Origin of the sequence: Bacillus sp. FSL K6-1145 (assembly GCF_038003425.1) — a bacterium.
Classification (GTDB): Bacteria; Bacillota; Bacilli; order Bacillales; family Bacillaceae; genus Bacillus; species Bacillus pumilus.
The window spans coordinates 1,629,126-1,651,919 of the sequence record NZ_JBBOPC010000001.1 but is presented as its reverse complement, the minus strand read 5'-3'; the positions used below and the strand labels follow the sequence as shown (position 1 = coordinate 1,651,919).

Here is a 22,794-nt window from a genome sequence, read left to right as displayed (position 1 = left end):
ACCATATTAAAAATCGAAGCCAGAAAAACCAGAATGATCAAACACTTGTGGTTCTTCAGCGTGCTCATATGTAATCTCTTCGTCTGCACTATTACGCAATTCAATGATATAGTCGAAATCATCCATTGTATATTCTGAATTTTGAATAAAGATGTCTGGATGCTCAACTACTTTTGTTGCCGGCAGTCTCATAATTTCTCTTAAAAGCTGCAAGTGCTTCTCAGAACCTCTTCGCGTCGACACAATCCCATCAATAATAAAGACGTTATCTGGGCTGTATTCATCCGCAATCAGCTGACTTCGGATCGTCTGTTTCAAAAGAGTCGACGATACAAATAGCCATCTCTTGCTGGCACATACACTTGAAGCCACAATTGATTCTGTTTTTCCGACACGCGGCATCCCGCGAATCCCAATCAATTTATGTCCTTCTTTTTTAAATAGTTCTGCCATAAAATCAACAAGAAGACCAAGCTCGTCCCTTTCAAATCGGAACGTCTTTTTGTCATCTGCATCACGCTGAATATATCTGCCGTGACGAACCGCTAAGCGGTCACGAAGTTTTGGCTGTCTTAATTTCGTTACTTTTATCGTTTCCATTGTATTTAAAATTGATTCAAGGCGCTTAATTTGATCTGTATGGTCACAGCGCAAAAGCATTCCGCGTCTTGATACATCAACACCATTAATTGTCACAATATTAATTGAAAGCATCCCCATTAGAGATGAAATGTCTCCTAAAAGTCCGGGACGGTTTACCTGTATCTCATATTCAAAATACCATTCGAGCTTTGCCAAATGATATTACCCCCTTCATTGTGGCAAATTTTTACCTTCCTATATCATAAAGCATTTTCACATTTTTAGAAAGCACAATGTTGTGAAACAGTTAAAATAAAAAGAGAGGCACAAACGACCCCTCTTTTTGTTTAGTGCGAGCTATTATTTTCAACCAGTTTGACCATCATATTGGCAATTGCGCGCTGCTCATCTTCTGATGCAACGCTCCAAAGGTCAGCAAGTACTCTTTCTTGCTCGTTCTTTGCTTCAACTTCGTTAGCTAAATATCCGCCAATTTCATACGCAAGGTTATTGATGGTATCATCTTTTAAGCCTTTATCCTGCGCATGATTTAAGCGGTCACCTAAAAAGTTTTTCCAATGGTCCCAGTTCTCAAGTACTGACATGTCGATTCCTCCATTCGAAAAGATGAATTACAGCCATAGCTTTTGTCATGGAGTTACGAATTATACACGTTATTTAACAGTACCAGCCTCCATTAACGGATAAAATTTGACCTGTCATATAACTTGACTGCTTTGAGGCGAGAAACCAAATGACATCTGCAATCTCCTCAGGTGATGCAAGCCGGCCAAGCGGGATTTCTTCCTCCAGCATGTCAATATCTTCTTGTGTGAAGCTTTTCATCATGTCTGTATGGACAGCACCTGGCGAAACAGCATTTGCTCTAATTCCACTTGGGGCAAGCTCTTTTGCCAGACCTTTAATAAACGCATTTTGCGCCCCCTTTACCATGCTATACAGCACTTCACACGATGCACCTGTTTCTCCCCATATTGAGCTTACCGCAACAATATGACCTGCTTTTTTTTGAATCATGGCTGGCAATAGGTGCTGGGTGAGCTCATATGGACTTGTGACATGAAGCTGCACCATACTGGCTAATACGTCTTTTTCTGTATCTGTCACTAATCCGACATGACTCTTACCGCTATTTAATACAAGAATATCTGGACATACAGGCAGACGGCTGACGAGCTCATCTGCTCCGCCCGTTTTAGCTAAATCCGCTTGAACGACATGCGTCTGAATATGACATGTTTCTTCCAGCTCAGCGGCAAGCTGAACGGCTGTCTGTTCATTTTTGTGATAATGGAGTATCACATGGCAGCCTTCCTGGGCAAGCTTTTTTGCCGCAGCCTGCCCAATCCCGCCACTGGCACCTGTTATCAGCGCCCAACGACTCATCACATGGATTCCTACTTTCTATTTGAAATATCTATTCTTTTCGTTTAAATGGGAACCAGTTCGCTGATCCGAACAATTTCACCATCACAGGTACGAACAATGGTAGCACAACGAGTGCGTACAGCAAAAGTCCTGTGAGAACAAGTGTTGCAATCTGCAGGAGAGACAGCACTCCTGAAGGAAGCATGGCTGCAAATGTTCCTGCCAAAATAACAGCAGCAGACATAATGACAGAGCCCATATTCTTCATTGATTCGGTCATCGCAAACTGAATGTCTTTTGTTTTGTATTCATTGAACCTCTCCATTAAGAAAATCGAATAATCGACTCCGAGCGCCATTAATATGACAAATCCAAAGAATGGAACCGCCCAGTTAATGCCCGGATATCCGAAGAAATGAGTGAAAATAAATTCTGTCATTCCGATAGCTGTAAAGTAAGTCAAAATAAGTGAACCTACCAAGTACAGTGGCATCACAAGCGAACGGAACAGGATCACAAGGATGAGGAAAATACCGATCATCATGTAAAGAACCGTCTTATTGAAATCTTGGTCTGAAAGCTGTTTTAAATCAGCATTCATACTTGATACACCTGAAACGCCGAATGATGCATCTTTTAAATTCGTTTCAGGAAGTGCCCGCTCGACAGAAGCTTCTACTTGTTTGATCGTCGACATGGCTTCGTTGCCATATGGATTTTTTTCTAAAATGACATCAATCTTTGTCATCTTGCGGTCATCCGACATGTATGAATCAAACACTTGCTTGAATGCTTTGTTTTTCAGCACGTCTTTTGGGATAAACCAGCCGGCCATGTCTTGATCTGGTGCATTTTTCAGTTCGTCTAAGTAGTCACCTGCACCCATTAATCCGCTTGAAATTTTCTCTAAGCCATCGACGCTTTTGTTCAGCCCATCTGTCAGTTTGGTCAGGTCATCACCAAAGCCGCCAATCTTTTCTTTCATTTGTTTTTGACCATCAATCACTTGCCCGGCACCATTTGCAAGCTTTGGCATATTATCAGCTATTTGCCCTTGACCTTTAGACGTTTTATCCAATCCAGTTTCAATTGCATCTAAGCCAGCAATGAGTTCATCGATTTGACTCGTCAAGACTTTTTGCTGCTCTTTAGCTTTTGCGATAAAGGCATCCGCTGCTTCAAGCTGTTTTCTAGCTTCTTTCGCTTGTTTGGCATAGCTGTCTGCCTGTTTTGCGCCTTCTTGCAAGGTCGTAGAAAGTTCATTATATGAAGCTTTGATGGCTTGATACGATTGATTTTCTTTCACCTGCGGAATTTGTTTTTCAAGTGTACTAAATTGTTTATTTGCTTGTGTGATTAATGCTTTTACATCCGCTGCGGCAGAGGAGGACGTATCCACCTGCGCCAATGCTGCCTTTAATTCTTTGGAAATGCTTTTATATAGCGACACTTGCTGATTTACTTGTTCGACTTGAGTCGTTAATTCTTTTTTCGCACCTTTAATTTTTTCTTTAATCTGTGCAACACCGTTTTTGTTTTGATCGATTCCGCCTTGTAAATCTCTTAACGATTTTTCGATGTTTTGAATGCCTGTTTTCACTGATTCTGTACCAGAAATCAATTTGTTAATGCCTTTTCCAGATGATTTGATTTGCGGCGTTTGATCCTCAATGGATTGACTCATTGTCGTCAGTGCATCTTGGATTTTTTTCAAGCCTTCATTACTTTTATCAAGTCCGGTATTTAGTTCTTTTGCTTGTGATTTCACGTATAGATCACTCAGCCCTTTACCGACAGGACGTGTCGCACTTCTCACTTTACTTACGCCATCTGTTTGTTCAATTGCACGGCTGAGTTTTTCAACAGCAATCAGCCCTTTATTGTTGTCTAACAGATCAGCTGATTTCACGACAATCGTTGCAGGTAGAGCTTCTCCTGGTCCAAATTTGTCAGAAATCGTATTGAATGCATTGACTGATTCATATTTATTACCGATTTCATCTAAGCTGTTATAAGAAAGCGTTTCTTTATACATGAGAATGGGCGGAAGCGTAATGATTCCTACGATTAGTAAACTGAAAAGTGGTTTTTTAAATGAAAAGCGTCCTGCTGTTTCCCACATTTTTGACTGCGGATGCGCAATATCACCTTTAATCGGCCAAAATAACACTTTTCCTAAAACCGCCATAAAGAACGGAACAATCGTGAGAAGCGCCACAATGAGCACAGCAACACCAACTGCTACTGCAACAGCTGATTTATAGAGCTGAAACTGTGCCAGGCCAATACATGTAAAACCGATGAGCACAGCAATTCCGCTGAATAAAACAGTCTTTCCTGCTGTTTTATACGTAATGAGAATTGCCTCAATTTTATCTTTACCGTGTGCGATTTCTTCTTTAAAGCGGCTGAGAAGTAGAATGCAGTAGTCCGTTCCTATTCCAAACATGATCGCGACCATGAAAATTTGGGTAAAGGTCGAGAGCGGGAAGTCGAGATATTTAACTAAATAAGCCACGATGGATTGACTCACCAAGTAAGACAGAGCTACTGCGACTAATGGAACGAAAGGCGCCACAGCTGATCTAAAGACAAGGACAAGAACGATAAGAATAAACCCAATCGTAATGAACTCTGTTTTCTTCAGACCTTCTTGCGAGCTTGTGATCACGTCATCATCAATTAACGGCTGTCCTGTCATTTCATATGTGAGATTTAAGCTCTTCAGCTTTTCATTGACTCTTTCTTTAAAATCGGAAGCTTTGATTTTGTTTGAGTCATATGTAACTGGAACAAGGAGCGTCGTGCGATCTTTAGAAAGCATCTGTTTTTTGATATCTTTATTGGCGTCAAAATAAGAAGTGATGTCCTCGACATGTAGATCTTGGTCCTTTTCTAAAATCTCCATTGCCTTTTTTAAAGATGTTTCTCTTTCTTTGACGATGTTCTTTTCTTGAAAGACAATGACAATTGATTTTTCTGTATCACCGTTTTCAGACATTTTCTTTAATAACTGATTTGCATATGAGGACGGATAGCCGTCTGGTACTGAAATTTGCCCTTTTTCTTTTGTTAATTGCGCCATATTAGGGGCGGTGATGAGTAACACTGCCGCTAATACGATCCATAAAATCGTGATCAGCCATCTACCCTTTATGATTGCTCTCATTAGTACTTTGTGCCTCCTCTTCGATGATTACTTGATAGATCTTTTCATATGTTTGAATAAATGATTCCATTTCTTTTTCTTCCAGCTTTTCAAAATAAGATCGAACGAGATCCTGAAGCTGCTTTTCCATTCGGCTGACCACATCTTTGCCCTCTGGCGTGACGTAAAGGTGAACATTTCTTCGATCGGCTTTATCGTGCTCACGGACAATATAGTTTTTTGTAAAAAGACGATTGGTCATGGAGGTTACCGCACTTTTATTCACATTGCATACATTTGCAAGGTCAGTAGACGTACATCCAGGATGTAAATTGATGTATCGAAGCGAGTAATACTGATCAAGCGTCAGCTCTTTATCAAGCTTTTCCGTGATCATACTCGATACCTTTTTTTCCATCATAAGATAGACGTCTGCATATCTCTGAATGAGCTGTGCAATTTTATTTTGTTCCATACGTTGCTCCTTTTTTAGTTTAAGTGTTTAACTATTAAAGAGTTTAACTAATGAACAAAATGATTGTCAATGAAAATCCATACAAATCACAGGCTTTTATTCATTAGAGACAAAAAAGACAAACTCATTTATCTGAGTTTGTCTCTCTTTATTTATTTGGTTTTCGGGACGACTTTGAAAACGGACATCCGTTCTTCATCAATTTCTTCCTCTAAAATTTGCTGAATGTCGGTTAATTGGATCTGTTCCAGCATAGTCACGACATCAAATAAGCTCATGTCTAAAAATGCATATCGGGTAAATTGGTTTGCAATGTATTCAGGAGAGTTCATCGCTTTTAAAAAGCTGCCGATTTTCTTCTTACGCGCGAGCTCAATTTTCTCTTCTGAGATCAAGTTCTTTGCTTGAAGAAGGGTTTCTTTTAATACTTTCGCCAGTTGATCAGGATCATTTGTGTCTCCGCCAACTGACGTGAAGCCAAAGCCGCCTTCTTCCGTATAATCGTAGCTGAAGGTCTCATCAATTAAACCTTTTTCATACATTTGTTCATATTGTAAGGAGCTTTTACCAAACAGTGTCTCTAAAATGAGATTCATTCCGAGCTCATGTTTTAACAGCTCATTTCCTTTTTTATGAGGATTCTTTGTTTTCATACCGAACATACATTTCGAGCCTTGTACGTTCATTGGAAGTTCGTATTCTTTTCGGTACACACCTTCAGGCTCATTGATGTCTTTTCGTTTGATCTCTGGCTGGTCTGTAAATGGCTTTTTCGCCTGATTTGCTCGAACTTGATCTAATATTTGCTTCGGATCAACGGGACCGACAACAAATAGAAGCATATTGCTCGGGTGATAGAACGTTTCATAGCATTCATACAAATGATCTTTTGTAATCGGAGCAATGCTTTCTACTGTTCCAGCTATATCAATTCTCACGGGGTGCTCTTGATATAGATTTTCAATCAGACCGAAGAATAAACGCCAGTCCGGATTGTCATCATACATGTTAATCTCTTGACCAATGATGCCCTTTTCTTTTTCGACCGTTTTTTCAGTAAAATAAGGTTCCTGAACAAAATCAATGAGTGTCTCAAGATTTTGTTCGACATTTGAGGTGCTTGAGAATAAGTAAGCTGTTCTCGTAAATGTCGTAAAAGCATTTGCGGATGCTCCTTGTTTACTAAATGTATGAAATACGTCTCCGTCTTCTTTTTCAAACAGTTTATGCTCTAAGAAATGGGCAATTCCGTCAGGCACTCGAATCATGTCTTCTTTGCCAAGCGGCACAAATTCGTTATCGACAGAGCCATATTTGGTTGTAAAGGTCGCATAGGTTTTGTTAAACCCTTGCTTTGGGAGCACATAGACGTCAAGTCCGCTCTCCATTTTTTCGTGATAGACCGTTTCTTGCAGCTGGTCGAATTGAATTGTTTTCACTGTCATGAAGCACCCTCCGTTCCTTTAAGAAAATAGGTCGTATCCCATTCGATTTTCTGACCCACTTTGATGATGTCCTCTTTTGTCACTCGGTCAAGTGCTTCTAAAAAGGAATCAAGCGTTTCCCCTGTTGGCACAACGGCATGCTGATACAGGTATTCCGCTGTCCCATAAGATGTATCGATCGTTTCAAGCAGCTGATTTTTGACGACAGCTTTTGTTTGGTCAATCGCTTCATCTGAAAAATCACCTTTTTGCATCGCTTCAAATTGTTCTTTAATGATGTCTACTGCCTGCTGATAGTTGCCGACTTCAATCCCTGACATGACCATCATCAAGCCTTTAAAGCTCTCAAGTCTAGACACAGCGTAGTACGCAAGACTTGCTTTTTCCCGAACATTGATGAATAGCTTCGAGTGTGAGAAGCCGCCGAATATGCCATTAAACAAATGCAAAGCCGGATAATCGTCATCTGCAATCGTCGTATGCGTGCGAAAGCCGATATTCAGTTTGCCTTGCTTCACGTCTTCTTCGTCGATGACTTCTTTTGCTTCTCTTTGCGTGCTTGCTGATTCAGCGTGTTGTTTAACCAGTTCTCTATCACTTGTTTTGAAGTATTGAGAGACCATTCGGCTGATGTCTTGTTCGTCTACATCTCCCACAACATAAAGATCAAGCTGATTTGTTTGAAGCGCATGCTTATATGCTTCAAACAGCGAATGAGCTGTGATCGTTTCGATATCTTCCATTTCTCCATTGACGTGCAGTGCATACGGTTCACCTTTGCACATTTCCTGCACAAGCCTTAAGTTCGAGTAACGCATTTTATCATCATACACTGCTTGAATTCGCTGTTTTAAAGTACGTTTTTCTTGATCTACATATAATTGACTAAACGCTCCATTTTCAACATACGGATGGAATAGTAGATCAGATAGTAAGGCAATCCCTTTTTCTAGTAAAGGGGTTTGATCCTTTAAATATTTCTCATTCGCCATTTCCAGGCGGAAGGTAATGATGTGATTCTCCCCTTTTTTCGCCATGTCTGCCGAAATTGTAGCACCATAAAGCTCATCAAAATAAGCACGCAATTCTCCTGTTTTCGGCATTTTCTCTGTTCCTCTTAACAGCACATGCGGGAAAAGTGAACGCATGGTGACGTCATCTTTCGATAGAGGCGCAAGCATTTTAAAAAGGATTGTGACCGTTTTAAATTTTTCTGTTTTGACAATATGAGTATGAAGACCAGGTGTGTCTAGTGTCTTCTCTTGTAAGTACGTCATGAGAAACCTCCTTTGTTCATCCTATTTATTATGTATTAGAACATAGCTGATATATACGTAAAACAGCCATTTAATAGACATTATATCAATCAGAGGAAAGGATAGGAAATAAAAACGCCTCTGCTATAAGCAGAGACGCCGGTCGTTATTTCATTCTAAAAGGCCACCAATTCCATTTACCGAAAATACGAACCATGACCGGGATGAAGAGCGGTAATACAACAAAAGCATATAATAAAAGCCCAATGAGTATGACCGTTGCAATTTCAACAAGTGATAATACACCGGACGGCAGCATAGCGGCAAAGGTCCCCGCTAATATCGCGACTGCTGAAATAATGACGGAACCCATATTTCTCATCGCTGATATCATTGATGCTTGCACATGCTCTCCCTTCCATTCATTAAAGCGATCCATTAAGAAGATCGAATAATCAATGCCAAGGGTGACAAGAATGACAAAGCTGAAAAATGGGACAGCCCAGCTGAGACCGTCGTAGCCAAAAAATGTTTTAAAGATCCATTCTGTTAAACCGACGGATGTAAAATACGTTAAAATGAGTGAAAGTGTTAAGTATATCGGCATGACGATTGACCGTAATAATATAATTAAAATGATAAAGATGCCAACTAGCATGAAAATGACCGTTCGAATAAAGTCACCGTCAGATGTTTCTTTTAAATCTACATTTAAACTTGAGATACCAGACACACCGTAATTTGCATTCTTTAACCCGCTGACAGGTAAATATTGATCAAGGGTGTCCTCAATTTTCGCAACGCCTTTCATCGCTTCATTGCTGTATGGATTCACATTTAAAATAACTTCAAAGGTTGTTAATTTACGATCTGGAGACATATACGTATGAAAGATTTGCTTAAATTCAGGGCGTTTCAGCACTTCTTCTGGAATAAACCAGCCTGTTATTTCTTCATCTGGCGCTTTCTGAAGCTGCTTTAAATAGCCGTCCGCCTCTGTGAAGCCGCTTTTGACCTGCTCAAGCCCTTCAATACTTTCATCTAAACCATCTGTTAACAATGTGAGTTTTGATGAAAGCTGGCTAAATCCTTTTTTGATGGCTTTTTGACCGTCTGTCAGCTGGTCTGCGCCATCTTCAATTTTAGGCATTTCTTTAATCAATTGTTTTTGACCCTCATTTGTTTGATCAAGACCGGCATAAATTTGATCCAGTCCTTCCATGAGCGCTTGTACTTGACGTTTTACTTCTTTTTGCTTGCTTGATAGGCTTTGAATCACTGAATCTGCTTTCTTGATCTTTTCTTTAAAGACAGAGGCTTCCTCTTCATACAGACTCATTTGGTCCCCTGCTTGATCAAGCATTCCTTTTGTGTCTTTGAATACTTTCTTTATTTCTTTATATTCATCCATATCTTTTACTTCTGGAAGCCGTTTTTCAAGTGCTTCAAACGATACATTTTCATACGAACTTTTTACTTTTTTAATGGTGGTTATTAGCTGCTGATTTGATTTCGCATGACGTTCAAGCGTACTCACCATTCGTTTAAGCTCTTGAATCATCGCTTCACTGCTTCGATATTCTTGCTCTAATTCCTTTTTTGCTTCTTTGATTTTACTTCGAATGGTTCCGACGCCATCTTTACTGCGCCTCACCCCATCTTCTAAAGAGATCAGGGACACCCTTACTTCTCCAATGCCGCTTTTGATCGCTTTTGTTCCATCAATCAGCTGATCAATGCCTTTAGCGGATTCTTGAATTTTTGGTTTTTGTTTAAGAAGGGCAAGATTTGTTTCGGTCAAACCATCTGAAATTTTTCCGATTCCTTCATGGCCTTTTCCTAATTCTCCGCCCAGCTCTTTTGCTTGAGAGGTGACGTAAAGCTGACTTAGCCCGTCCCCAACAGGCCGAGTGACACTGCGAACTGTTTTTACTTCGTCAATGTCATTTAATTTACGGGTCAGTTTTTCAATTATGACAATCTTTTCTTGGTTATCTAACTTATTGTCACTTTCAACAAGTACATTCAGGGGCAGCGCTTCCCCAAAGCCAAATTGCTCTGATATCGTATTAAATGCAGACACTGATTCATACTTTGTCCCAATCTCATTTAAGCTGTTATAAGAAAGAGTCCCGTCGTACATCAGAATAGGAGGCACCGTAATGAGTGCAACTAAACCTAGGCTGATCAGCGGCCTTTTAAATGAAAAACGCCCAGCCCATTCCCACATTTTACTTTGCGGGTGGCGAATGTTTTCTCTTTTAGATGGCCAGAAAAGGGATTTTCCAAAAACAGACATAAAAAAGGGAACGATGGTGACAAGGGCGATCAGCAGGATACCAACTCCAACAGCAACACTAACGGCTGATTGATACAATTGAAATTTGGCAAACCCAATGCTTGAGAAGCCGACTAACACGGCTAAGCCACTGAAAAGGACCGTTTTCCCTGCACATTTATATGTGATGATAATCGACTCTTTGACATCACGACCTTGACCGATTTCTTCTTTAAAACGGCTTAACAGCAAAATACAATAATCTGTTCCTATACCGAACATAATCGCTACCATAAAAATCTGAGTAAAATTAGATAGAGGAAATTGCATATATTCTACTAGAAAAGCCACAATACACCGGCTGACAGCATAAGAAATGCCGATCGTAATGAGCGGAACAACAGGTGCCAAAATCGATCTGAAAACAATGATTAAAATAAAGAAAATAAAAATGATCGTTATAAGTTCAGTTTTCTTCAGACCTTGTTGAGAGCTTTGAATGACATCTGAATCCACAAATTTTTGTCCCGTCATTTCATATGAGACATGATAGGGCTTTAAAACTTCCTCAATTTGTTCTTTAAGCTTCACAGCTTTTGTTTCGTAGTGGTCGAATTTGAATGGAACAAGAAGTGTACTTTTATCCTTTGATAAAAGTTGTCTTTGAATGTCCGGATCTACATGAAAATACGAAGTAATTCCGTCAACGTGGAGGTCTGGAGCATGTGTCATGAGTGCAGATAAAGCCTTTTTTAATTCCTGCTCTTTCTTTGGGAACAGATGTTGTTCGGAGAATACAATGACACCCGTATCTTTTTTCCCGTTTTGATCTGTGAGCTTATCCAATAAGTGAAGTGCCTCAGCTGTTGGTGTCCCCTCCGGAACCTTTAATTGCCCTTTTTCTCTTGTTAATTCCTCTAAATTGGGCGCAGTAATAAACAGAATCACAGCTGTTATCATCCACACCACTAATACAATCCATCTTGCTTTAATTATTTGCAACATAGCTGCTTCAAGCTCCTTCTAGTTCATCAATCAATTTGCTATATTTGAGCGTGTCTGAAGTGCTGACTGCGTCTCCTTCAACGTGCTAATGGCAGGATGACCTATTCAATTGTCTTTTCGTGTTGAAGAAACACACATTCATCATCACCACGCGAACTCAATTTCCGCCTAAAGAAGGACAGAAAATGAATGTTTTTGAACACCTCCCGTTTGGAATAATTTAAAAGATATTACTATACATTAGTTTAACTATCAAAATTTTACATGTCAATTTATAAAAAAGAAAAAAGATGGCAAAATACCGTCTTTTTTCTAGATTAAACCGTTTTTAATTGTTCACTTTCATCTTCTTCATCTGGCTGGATGAAGAAGATGACCAAAAATAGAGAAATAAGACTGCAAATGGTCGAGAGAATAAAAACGATGGAGTCCCCTTTATCCATGAGATAAGCGTAAATCGGAGGTCCTAAAGCGACACCGATAAAACGCATACTGCTGTAAAACGACGTAATGGTTCCGCACTGCTCTTTTTCAATTCCTTCTGTGATCAGGGCATCAAGTGCAGGCAGGACAATACCGATGCCAACACCGCCAATGCTTAAGCAGATAAACAATACATATAAGCTGTGATTCCACCATAAAAGCATATAGGAAAGTGATAACAAGACCATGCCTACGATTAAAAAGATTCTCATTTTCCCTTTTTCTTTTCCAATTGTTTTCCCAGCAACGTATGAGCTGATGGATAGAAAAAGGAGCGGAATGCTAAGCAGGAGCCCTTTTTTGACACCCTTAATTTGATAAGCTGCCTCTAGGTTATCAGATAAGTAAAAAAGCACACCAAAAAGAAGAAACATAATAAAACCGCCAATTGCAAAAATGGCATACAGCCAGCGTCCCTCATGCTTAAATATGGTCTTTGTTGATTTTAAAAATTCTTTGAATGAAGGTGGGTCCTCCTCTTTTTTCGCGGATTCTACCATGAACAGTACCATGAGAAAGCTGATGATTGAGAAGAGCGGAATAAACCAAAATGGCACAAACCAAAACCATGAAGCCAAAAGCGCCCCAATAATTGGGCTCAATACCTTTCCAGCTGTGTTAGAGGTTTCAATGGCTCCTAGTCCCGCACTGACTTCTTCATCATCATGAAACAAATCTCCAATAAACGGCATCACGACAGGTGCTGCCCCGGCTGAGCCAACACCTTGAAGGACCCTGCCAAATAGAATCCACATGTACGGTTCTTTCATGATCGTTGAGGCAACTGCTGCCACAGCCCCTCCAAGTCCTGCGATTAACAGACACGGCAGGAGTACCTTTTTTCGCCCGATTCGATCTGATAAATAGCCGGCGATCGGAATACATAAGATCGCGACAACGGAGTATACCGTAATAATGAGGGAGACTTGAAAGGAAGTAATGGAAAGTGTCTTTTCTATCTGTGGCAATACGGGAATGAGCATCGAGTTCCCAAGTGTCATGATTAAAGGCACTGATGATAATGCAATAATATTCTTTTTACTGACTGTTTTCTCGCCCAACATCATTCACCCAATTCTATATACTGTTACGTATTAGTGTGGCAAGTTTTACGGGTATTATGTATGGGCAAACAAAAAGCAACCGCTTATGAAAGCGACTGCTCGTTAAAATCGTTTACGTATCACATGAAAGCTGAATTTATCCGCTCGAAAATAATTAAGCGAGTATAAGACCGGCTGATCATCCTGATCATAGTGCATTTGTTTCAGTAGTAATAATGCTGTTTCAGGGTCACATTCTAGTATCGGTGAAACCTGATCGTGGTAGCCGATTGGTTCAATGTCAGCAACTGCATATTTTATCCCGCTATGTGGTTCTCTTCCAAACAGCTCAAAAAGAGACTCTTCTTCATGTGTAAAAGAAGCGGGAAGATGCTTGACCGGAATTTTATCTAAACAGTAAACCACGGGCTGTCCATCTGCCGTCCGAACGCGCTCCATTGAAAACATCTCATCAGATTCATCACACTGAAAACGAATCACATCATTCTCTGTTGGTTCCCCTTCTTGGGAGGATAAAAAAATGGTACCAGGCGTCATATTGACCTGCTCTATCATTTTCGTGACACTTGCCAGCTGTTCTATGCCTGTTGAAAAGAGTGGTCTTGTGTTGACGAACGTACCCACACCATGCCTTCTAATTAAATATTTCTCTTCTTCTAATATACGAAGGGCTTCACGCAGTGTCGCTCTGCTCACGCCTAAAAGCTTTGAGAGCTCAAACTCAGAAGGCAGCTTTTCTTTTTCGGCATATACGCCTGATTGTATATCTTCTTTAATACGGTCAATCACTTTCAAATATAAATGGCGATTGTCTGTTTTGGTCGACATGTTTTCCCTCCGTCTAATCAATGCAAATGATAAGATGAGAAATCTCTATTCCGAGATAAGTTGAACATAACTATATCATGTTTTTGCAAATAAATAAATAGTCTGACTTCCAGTTAACATAATCATACTATCGTTCACTTCTTTTTTAGAAAGCTCTCTTCGATTTATGAAGAGAGCTCATCATATTGTTCTTTTGAAAGCAGGACTTCTCTCGGTTTACTTCCTTCATAAGGACCGACAACGCCTCGCTCTTCCATTGCGTCAATCAGGCGGGCGGCCCGGGTATAGCCGATGCGGAATCTTCTTTGAAGCATAGAGACAGAAGCCGTCTGCATGCCGATGATGAGTTCCACTGCTTCATCATATAAATCGTCATCCACAGCTGTAAGCTGATCCTGCGTTTCTTCAGTTGGAATCATTTCTTCTTGATATTGCGCTTTTTGCTGAGTGATCACATGGTCAACGACATGCTCTACTTCTTCATCTGATAAAAAGGCGCCCTGCACACGAACCGGTTTGTTTGCCCCAACTGGTAAAAACAGCATGTCCCCTCTGCCGAGCAGTTTTTCTGCGCCCCCCATATCAAGGATCGTCCTTGAATCGGTTTGCGAGGACACGCTAAAGGCGATGCGAGATGGGATGTTGGCTTTAATGACACCTGTAATGACATCGACAGAAGGTCTTTGTGTGGCAATAATTAAATGAATCCCGGCTGCACGAGCCATTTGCGAAAGTCTTGTAATAGAATCTTCCACATCTGAGGAAGCGACCATCATTAAATCTGCAAGCTCGTCTACAATGACGACAATATAAGGAAGTTCTGGCTGTTTCGCCTCTTCTGATTGATTCATTCGTTTAATGTAATCATTGTACCCTTCAATATTTCTTGTCCCCGTATGAGAAAATAATTCATAGCGGCGTTCCATTTCACTGACGACTTTTTTCAGTGCCTGTGAGGCTTTCTTAGGGTCCGTTACAACGGGAGCGAGCAGATGCGGAATGCCATTATACACATTTAGTTCAACCATTTTCGGATCAATCATCATCATTTTCACTTCATGAGGTTTCGCTCTCATGAGAATACTTGTGATAATGCCATTGATACACACACTTTTTCCGCTTCCTGTCGATCCTGCTACAAGTAAATGCGGCATTTTGTTCATTTCAGCGAGCACGGCTTCACCCGAAATATTGCGGCCTAGTCCAATCAGCAGCTTCGCATTTGGACGGTCATTTTGCTTCGATTCTAATACCTCTTTTAAAGAAACCATCGCAATTTCTGCATTAGGAACCTCAATACCGATGGCTGATTTCCCAGGAATCGGCGCCTCAATCCGAATATCTTTTGCGGCGAGAGCAAGGGCTAAGTCATCACTTAGATTGACGATTTTACTTACCTTCACGCCGACATCTGGATAGACTTCATATTTGGTAACAGCCGGTCCTAAGTGAACCTGTGTGACTTTTGCTTTGACGCCGAAGCTTTGAAACGTTTTTTCAAGCTTTCTTGCATTTTCATATATATTCTTCTTGTCTGTTTGCTGTCCTGAGTGCTGCGGCTCTGCCAAAATATCCAGTGATGGCAATTCGTAATCTTTGTTTTCAAGTTCCGTAAACGTCATCGGCGGCGCCTCTTTTGGTTCATCAGCTGAATCTGATGGAGCCGGCGTACTTTGCACAGATTCTTGAAGAGGCGAAGTCTCTTTTGCCGCCTGCTCTTTTTGAACGAGCGGGGTGAGAATGTCATCTCTGTCAGCAAAGCTTGAGATAATCGGCTGACTATTGTCAGGCACTGGCGCTTCCTCTTCCATTATGATCTGATCATCTTCGTCCTCTTCTTGAATACGAGACCGTTTTTTCTTTTGGGCCGTTTTCTGAGAGGGCGCGCTCTTTTTCGCCTGCCTGATTCCTTTCATATCTTCAACAAACGCTTTCCACTGCTTCACCATAAATTGCGAGACAGGCAGCGTCACTTTTTTCACCATTTCTTGAAGAGATCGATTTGTAATCAACACAATTCCAATCAGCATCAGAACGATTGCCATGATTTGAGAGCCTGCTTGTGCAAATAAGAAATAAGAAGCAGCAAATAATACGGCACCGATCATGCCGCCTCCTAAATCAGGCGACCCCGTCTCACCTTTCATGTCCATCAAGAAAAGCTCAAATGTATTTCTGATCACACTTTGAGAGCCTATCGCACCCGCAGATGAAAGGTGCTGAAAGAGCTTCACATGAGACAAAAGCAAGATACTCGCAATGATGCAGTATAGCCCTGCTTTTCTTCTTGTCAACATATCTGGGATTTGTTTTTTCCAGAAGATGGTCACGCCAAAAAGAAATAATCCGATAAGGCAGAGAATGAACCATTCACCTGCAAAGAATCGGAATAAATGTACGAAGGTTTGTCCAACGACGCCTAGCTGTAAAATGGCGATGATCGCTATGGCAATACAGACTAACCCATTTAATTCATATTTCAGTTTTAGCTGTTTATTTTGTTTTTTTCTCGTTTTCCGTTTTCTCTTTTTAGCCATACTCATCACCTTACTACGAAAGAAAATATAACCTACCGAAAGATCAGAAAGAAAGCAGCCTGGTTTTGGCTGCATCTTGTTGTAAGTTTTCCCTTTATTATAGCATAGAATCATTCATATGAGTCGGTTTGATTGGAGCCTAATTGTAACTTCAATCGCTTGCCTGGTGCAAGCTCTTGATTCAGAAAATCCATTGGATTGGTGCTCATGACTTGAACGATTTCTGCTTCATCCTCTTTCATTTCAACCATAACTGGCACGCCTTGGATGTTTACCTGCTGAAGTTTGCGGTCTCCTTGTTCCTCTGCGTAAATGGCTTCATATGGCATAGGTGTGTATAAAATCATTGGATCAGCCCCTCGTTTTGAGATGCCCTTTCTCCAATCAGCTCGTTCAACTTTTTAATCGCTTGTCCTACACCGCCTACTTCATTCATGAGACCGTATTCTGCCGCTTCATGACCAACAACATTTGTTCCAATGTCTCTTGTCAAATTGCCTTTTGAGAACATGAGCTCTTTGAACTTCTCTTCTGTAATATTGGAGTGGCTTGTCACAAAGTTAATGACTCTTTCCTGCATTTTATCTAAGTATTCAAAGGTTTGCGGGACACCGATCACAAGACCAGTTAAACGCACAGGATGAATGGTCATCGTGGCTGTTTCCGCAATATAGGAATAGTCACACGATACAGCAATCGGGACACCAATGGAGTGGCCGCCGCCAAGTACAATCGATACAGTCGGTTTTGATAAAGACGCAAGCATTTCTGCAATCGCTAGTCCCGCTTCAACATCGCCGCCTACTGTATTTAAGATGATCAAAAGCCCTTCAATCTTTGGGTTTTGCTCTACTGCTACGATTTGCGGTATGACATGCTCGTATTTGGTTGTTTTATTTTGTGGTGGAAGCTGCATGTGCCCTTCAATTTGTCCAATAATGGTGAGGCAATGGATATTTGTATCTTGCGGCAGCTGTGGTATGGCTGTTTCACCAAGCTGCTGTATTTTGCTCATAATGCTGTCTTTTTCTTCTGGCTTTCGCTCAGGCTGCTGTTCATTTTTTTCGTCCATTTGTCTCCATCCTTTCCTCAAACTCTCCTCCTATTATGAACAAGAAGGCCATATTCAATCCGCATTCCTCGCACCACATCAAAAAAGCCCAAAGAGCTTATGCTCCTTGGGCTTTCTCATTATACTTCCATAATAATTGGAATGATCATCGGCTTACGTTTTGTTTTTTCATATAGGAATTGATTGAGTACGTCACGCATGGATTGTTTCAATGTTGACCATTCAACAATTGAGTTTTCCGTTTGCTCTTTGACAATCCCTTTGACCATTTCTGTCGCTTTCACAATCAGCTCTTCAGATTCTCTGACATACACAAATCCTCTTGTGATGATTTCAGGTCCAGAAATTAATTGTTTCTTTTGTTTATCGAGCGTAATGACGACAATTAAGATACCATCTTGAGACAATAGGCGTCTATCGCGTAACACAATGTTCCCGATATCACCAACGCCAAGACCATCGATCAAAATATTGCCTTGGTGAACTTTTTCACCAATCTTGACGTTCTGTCCTCTAAACTCCACAACATCCCCTTTATCAATCAAGAAAATGTCACTTCGTTTCATTCCCACTTCTTCAGCAACACGAGAATGTGCTTTTTGCATACGATATTCGCCATTCACCGGAATTAAATACTTCGGCTTTAGTAAGTTCAGCATGAGCTTTAACTCTTCTTGGCAGCCATGTCCAGAAACATGCACACGTTTTTGTGCAAAAATGACTTGTGCGCCGCTTCTTGTAAGGAAATCCACTGTTTTTGAATAGGTAAGTTCTTGTCCAGGAAGAGGTGTAGATGCAATCACAACCGTGTCATCTTTTTCAATATGAAGCTGTTTGTGATTTTGTTTCGCCATTTTTGTTAACGCAGCTAAAGGCTCTCCGTGGCTTCCAGCTGTCAGGACGACCACATCGTTTTTCGCCATTTTCTTCACTTCTTGAACTGGTACAAATAATTCTTCGTCTGCTGTGACATAACCAAGTTTGATCGCCAGCTGAAGAGTCGTCATCATATTCTTTCCTGCTACGGCAAGCTTACGGCCATTTTGATTTGTTGCATTAATGATCTGCTGCACTCGGTTAATGTTAGATGAAGATACAGCCACAATGACACGATTTTCAGCATTGTACATCGCATTTGAGATTTCGTCTTGGACGAGCGCCTCAGAAGGTGTATAGCCTGGTTTTTCAGCATTGGCACTGTCTGAAAGAAGTGCTAAAACGCCATTGTTTCCAATTTTCGCAATCTCTCCGATGTCACAGGCTTGGTTAAGCGCTGGGGTTTGATCAAATTTAAAATCACCTGTGCATACGATTGAACCAAGAGAGGTTTTGAAGCTGATCCCAACTGAATCAGGGATGCTGTGATTCGTTCTAAAAAATGATACCTTTGTTGTTTCAAACGTAATGACTGATTTTGCATGTACCTCACGCAAATCAGCTTTTTGATTGAAGCCATACTGTTTTAATTTTTCTCGAAGTAACGCAAGGGTCAGCTTCGTTCCGTAAACTGGTACAGACAATTTGCTTAAGCAATGGAATACGCCTCCGATTGCTTCATCATGTCCGTGGGTAAGAAAAATTGCTTTCACCCGATCAGCACGTTCTGTTAAATAAGAGATATCAGGAATGACAACGTCAATGCCTAGCATTTCGTTTTCTGGATGCATCAAGCCTGCATCTACCACATATATGTCCGAATCAATTTCAATGACATATAAGTTTTTCCCGATTTCTCCAACGCCTCCAAGTGCAATAATTCTTACGTTCTCTGTATTTTTCTTTTTCAAAATTCTTATCCTCCTAGTCTCAAGCCCGTCCATCATCGCTTAATGCTATTATAACTGAATCTAATTTTAGAAAACAAGATGAAGTCACATTTTAAGAAAGTGTTTATGTATAAAAAACGGTCATACTCAGGGACATCTGAGAATGACCGCTTACGAAATCTTTTGTTTTGATCAGCTGTTTAAGACGCTGCTTAAATCCAGTCTCTCTTCTTCTGACAAAGGTAGAAGCGGAAGACGAACCGATCCGACATCTAGTCCTTTCAGCTGAAGAGCTGTTTTGACAGGCGTTGGATTTGGCGCTGAGAATAGCTGTTTCATGATTGGAAGCAGCTTTTGATGGATCAATGCGGCATTGGCCGTTTGACCTGAAGCATAGCTTTTCAGCATTTGCTGCATATCAAGCCCTACGATATGAGACGCCACAGAGACTACTCCTTTTGCACCAACAGATACAGCTGGAAGTGTTAAGCTGTCGTCACCTGAATAGACATCGAAATCTTCTGGTGTTTCTGCAATAATTTTTGTCATGGCATCAAGATCACCACTTGCTTCTTTGATTGCGACAATGTTAGGTATTTGCGCAAGCTTAATGGTTGTTTCTGGGGCTAATGACGCAGCCGTTCTCCCTGGTACATTGTAAAGCATGACAGGAAGAGATGTAGACTCGGCAATGGCTTTAAAGTGTGCATACATGCCTTCCTGTGATGGCTTGTTGTAGTAAGGTACGACAAGCATCACTGCATCAACGCCCGCTTCTTCTGCTTTTTTCGTTAGTTTGATAGACGCATTTGTATTATTACTGCCTGTTCCTGCAATGATTTTACAACGACCATTTGCTAATTTTACCGATTGCTGAAAAAGAGCGACTTTTTCCTCAGTCGATAAAGTTGGCGATTCGCCTGTTGTCCCTGCAACGACTAATGAGTCACTGCCGTTTTTTAACAAGTAATCAATGAGAATTGATAGCTTTTGGAAATCAATGTTGCCCTTTTTATCAAAAGGTGTAATCATAGCTGTTGCGATATTTCCGAAATTCATTTTTTTCACCTCATCATGATTCAATCACATTTATCTTGAAAGTTCAAACACTTCGTGCAGGGCATTGACAGCCGCTCTCATGTTTTCTTCGTTCACTAGCACCCAAATGGTCGTATGGCTGTCAGCCGATTGTAAAATCGGAATGTTTTGCTCGGATAGAGCCGATACAATTTTTGATGTGACACCTGGTACACCCATGATGCCTGCGCCAACAGCTGATACTTTCGCACAATTTGTTGTGACAATTGGCGTATAACCAAGATCTTTTAGGATCGAGGTTGCCTTTTCAGTCATTGCACCTGTCACGGTATACACAATCTCACTCGGTGTAATATTGAAGAAATCGACACTGATTTGTGCATTAGCCATTGCTTTAAAGACCTCAGTTTGGACGCTGTATTGCCCTTCTTTTGCCGGGACTTTGATTTGCGTCACATCATTGACATGTGCAATACCCGTAATGAGGCGGTCGTACACATCATGGCTCATTTTATCTGAGTAGTGTGACGTGACGAGTGTGCCCTCTTCATCAGAGTATGTTGAACGGACCCTCATTGGTACTTTTGCTTGCATCGCAATTTCGACAGCTCTCGGGTGAATGACTTTTGCTCCTTGATATGCAAGGTTGCAAATTTCTGTATATGTCACGACTCTGAGCGGCTTTGCATTTTCAACAATGCGGGGATCTGCCGTCATGACGCCTTCTACATCTGTAAAAATATCAATAAAATCTGCCTGTAATGCGGCACCTAAAGCAGCTGCGGACGTATCACTGCCGCCTCGTCCAATTGTGGTCACGTCTCCATTTTTCGCGGCTCCTTGGAACCCAGCAACAACGACAACATCATGTTCAGATAGTGCCGCCTCGAGACGTTCGCACTTCATATCAATAATTTTCGCACTCGTATGTTCCTTATCTGTCACAAAGCCAGCCTGTGCGCCTGTCATCGCTACAGCTTTTAGCCCGTTTTCATTCAGCATGCTTGAAAACACAACAGCTGAAATATTCTCTCCGCAGGAAACGAGCAAGTCTTTTTCTCGATTTGTCATATGCTGCGCGCTGCCGTAAAGCAGACCAAGCAGCGTATCTGTCGCATAAGGATCGCCTTTTCGTCCCATTGCGGAAACGACGACAACAGATTTATAGCCTTTCTCTTTTGCCGATAAGATATGTGCAAGTGCCCTTTGTCTACCTTGATCATCTTTGACAGATGTACCGCCAAATTTTTGGACAATTATTTTCACTGTTTTCACTCCAAGTTCATTCTGACGTAACAGAAGAGAGCAGGCGAAAGATGCCTAACTCTCTTCTGTTCGTCCTCATCATCCATTGAATGTTAAACTAATTTTAATGCTTTTAAGCTTTCTGCAATTTGAACGGAGTTCCATGCAGCGCCTTTTAGCAGGTTATCAGATACAATCCACATATGGAACCCGTTTGGACGGTCCAAATCTTTCCGAATGCGGCCGACAAATACGTCGTTTTTCCCAACAGCATCTGCAGGCATTGGATAAATTTGCTGAGACGGATCATCTTGCAGTGTAATGCCTGGAGCATCTTTTAGAATGGACTTGACGTCTTCAACTGTTGCGTCGTTTGATTCTAGTTCGACGTAAACAGATTCTGAATGTCCTGTTTCAATTGGAAGTCTCACACATGTTGCCGCTACTTCCAGCTCTGGCATATGCATGATTTTTTTCGTTTCGTTGATCATTTTCATTTCTTCAAATGTATAGCCATTGTCTTGGAATTTATCAATTTGCGGAATCGCATTAAATGCAATTTGATAAGGCATGACTTCCGGCTTCACATCTTCTTTATTTAAAATGGCTTGTGATTGGCTATATAGCTCGTCAATGGCTTCATGTCCTGCACCTGATACGGCTTGGTAAGTGGACACGATGACTTTTTTCATGCCATACGCCTGACGAAGCGGTTCTAATGCCGCTACCATTTGAATCGTTGAACAGTTAGGGTTTGCAATGATTCCTTTATGGTCATGCAAGTCTTTTTCGTTTACCTCTGGTACGACAAGAGGGATGTTTTCGTCCATACGGAAAGCACTTGTGTTGTCTACAACAATCGCACCTCGTTTGACTGCTTCAGGAGCTAGCGCCTTGGAAACATTTCCTCCAGCACTGAATAATGCAATACTTACTCCTTCAAAGCTTTCAGGTGTTGCTTCCTGTACAGTATACTCTTGACCTCTGAATGTCACTTTTGTTCCAGCAGAACGTTTTGAGGATAGTAGAGTCAGTGTATCCATTTCAAAATCTCTGTCAGCTAGTGTTTTTAACATTTGTTGACCGACAGCTCCAGTCGCTCCAACTACAGCTACATGCAATCCTCTTCCCATCAGTAAAACTCCTTCCGACCCATCCATGATTCTTTTCTTTCGGATGGCCA

The 22,794-nt window shown here is 41.1% G+C and carries 17 protein-coding genes; all 17 read right to left on the bottom strand.

Going from position 1 to position 22,794, the window contains the following annotated elements; genetic code table 11:
* Positions 1 to 6: 6 nt before the first annotated feature.
* The 17 genes from MHH41_RS08215 to asd all read right to left on the bottom strand — a co-directional run bounded on the left by MHH41_RS08215 (position 7) and on the right by asd (position 22,744).
* Positions 7 to 798, bottom strand: coding sequence for a DUF3388 domain-containing protein (locus MHH41_RS08215; RefSeq protein ID WP_003211480.1), 792 nt, complete (start codon positions 796 to 798; stop codon positions 7 to 9).
* Positions 799 to 929: 131 nt separating this feature from the next.
* Positions 930 to 1,187, bottom strand: a complete 258-nt coding sequence (locus tag MHH41_RS08210; protein WP_003211590.1) for a DUF3243 domain-containing protein — start codon at positions 1,185 to 1,187, stop codon at positions 930 to 932.
* Positions 1,188 to 1,260: 73 nt separating this feature from the next.
* Positions 1,261 to 1,989, bottom strand: coding sequence for an elongation factor P 5-aminopentanone reductase (ymfI, locus tag MHH41_RS08205; RefSeq protein ID WP_106028933.1), 729 nt, complete (start codon positions 1,987 to 1,989; stop codon positions 1,261 to 1,263).
* A 31-nt stretch (positions 1,990 to 2,020) separates the two neighbouring features.
* Positions 2,021 to 5,140 carry an MMPL family transporter gene (locus MHH41_RS08200; protein WP_340866090.1) on the bottom strand — a complete coding sequence of 1,040 codons (3,120 nt, stop codon included), beginning with the start codon at positions 5,138 to 5,140 and terminating at the stop codon, positions 2,021 to 2,023.
* Positions 5,118 to 5,594 carry a MarR family winged helix-turn-helix transcriptional regulator gene (locus MHH41_RS08195; RefSeq protein WP_003212512.1) on the bottom strand — a complete coding sequence of 159 codons (477 nt, stop codon included), beginning with the start codon at positions 5,592 to 5,594 and terminating at the stop codon, positions 5,118 to 5,120. The genes MHH41_RS08200 and MHH41_RS08195 overlap by 23 nt, the downstream gene beginning before the upstream one ends.
* Positions 5,595 to 5,746: 152 nt before the next feature.
* A complete protein-coding gene (gene yfmH / locus MHH41_RS08190) occupies positions 5,747 to 7,039 on the bottom strand; it encodes an EF-P 5-aminopentanol modification-associated protein YfmH (protein ID WP_253622598.1) in 1,293 nt (430 codons plus the stop codon).
* The gene (gene yfmF / locus MHH41_RS08185; protein WP_340866088.1) at positions 7,036 to 8,316 is read right to left on the bottom strand and encodes an EF-P 5-aminopentanol modification-associated protein YfmF; all 1,281 of its coding nucleotides are present in this window, start codon (positions 8,314 to 8,316) and stop codon (positions 7,036 to 7,038) included. Before yfmF ends, yfmH begins: the two co-directional genes overlap by 4 nt.
* Positions 8,317 to 8,461: 145 nt before the next feature.
* A complete protein-coding gene (locus MHH41_RS08180) occupies positions 8,462 to 11,578 on the bottom strand; it encodes an MMPL family transporter (protein WP_253622599.1) in 3,117 nt (1,038 codons plus the stop codon).
* 317 nt (positions 11,579 to 11,895) lie between these two features.
* Complete coding sequence (locus tag MHH41_RS08175; protein ID WP_436232230.1) at positions 11,896 to 13,125, bottom strand: MFS transporter; 1,230 nt, start codon at positions 13,123 to 13,125, stop codon at positions 11,896 to 11,898.
* 102 nt (positions 13,126 to 13,227) lie between these two features.
* Complete coding sequence (locus MHH41_RS08170; protein ID WP_340866085.1) at positions 13,228 to 13,953, bottom strand: GntR family transcriptional regulator; 726 nt, start codon at positions 13,951 to 13,953, stop codon at positions 13,228 to 13,230.
* 164 nt (positions 13,954 to 14,117) lie between these two features.
* Positions 14,118 to 16,490 (bottom strand): FtsK/SpoIIIE family DNA translocase, encoded by a 2,373-nt coding sequence (locus MHH41_RS08165; RefSeq protein WP_003210839.1) that lies wholly within the window; start codon positions 16,488 to 16,490, stop codon positions 14,118 to 14,120.
* 110 nt (positions 16,491 to 16,600) lie between these two features.
* Positions 16,601 to 16,837, bottom strand: coding sequence for a YlzJ-like family protein (locus MHH41_RS08160; RefSeq protein ID WP_003211099.1), 237 nt, complete (start codon positions 16,835 to 16,837; stop codon positions 16,601 to 16,603).
* Complete coding sequence (locus MHH41_RS08155; RefSeq protein ID WP_003212436.1) at positions 16,834 to 17,562, bottom strand: ClpP family protease; 729 nt, start codon at positions 17,560 to 17,562, stop codon at positions 16,834 to 16,836. The genes MHH41_RS08160 and MHH41_RS08155 overlap by 4 nt, the downstream gene beginning before the upstream one ends.
* 119 nt (positions 17,563 to 17,681) lie before the next feature.
* Positions 17,682 to 19,349 (bottom strand): ribonuclease J2, encoded by a 1,668-nt coding sequence (gene rnjB, locus MHH41_RS08150; RefSeq protein WP_003212233.1) that lies wholly within the window; start codon positions 19,347 to 19,349, stop codon positions 17,682 to 17,684.
* 171 nt (positions 19,350 to 19,520) lie between these two features.
* Positions 19,521 to 20,387, bottom strand: coding sequence for a 4-hydroxy-tetrahydrodipicolinate synthase (gene dapA, locus MHH41_RS08145; RefSeq protein ID WP_003211660.1), 867 nt, complete (start codon positions 20,385 to 20,387; stop codon positions 19,521 to 19,523).
* Positions 20,388 to 20,417: 30 nt separating this feature from the next.
* Entirely contained in the window at positions 20,418 to 21,632 is a 1,215-nt protein-coding gene (gene dapG / locus MHH41_RS08140; protein WP_050944998.1) for an aspartate kinase, read from the bottom strand.
* A 92-nt stretch (positions 21,633 to 21,724) separates the two neighbouring features.
* Positions 21,725 to 22,744 carry an aspartate-semialdehyde dehydrogenase gene (gene asd / locus MHH41_RS08135; RefSeq protein WP_003211715.1) on the bottom strand — a complete coding sequence of 340 codons (1,020 nt, stop codon included), beginning with the start codon at positions 22,742 to 22,744 and terminating at the stop codon, positions 21,725 to 21,727.
* Positions 22,745 to 22,794: the final 50 nt, after the last annotated feature.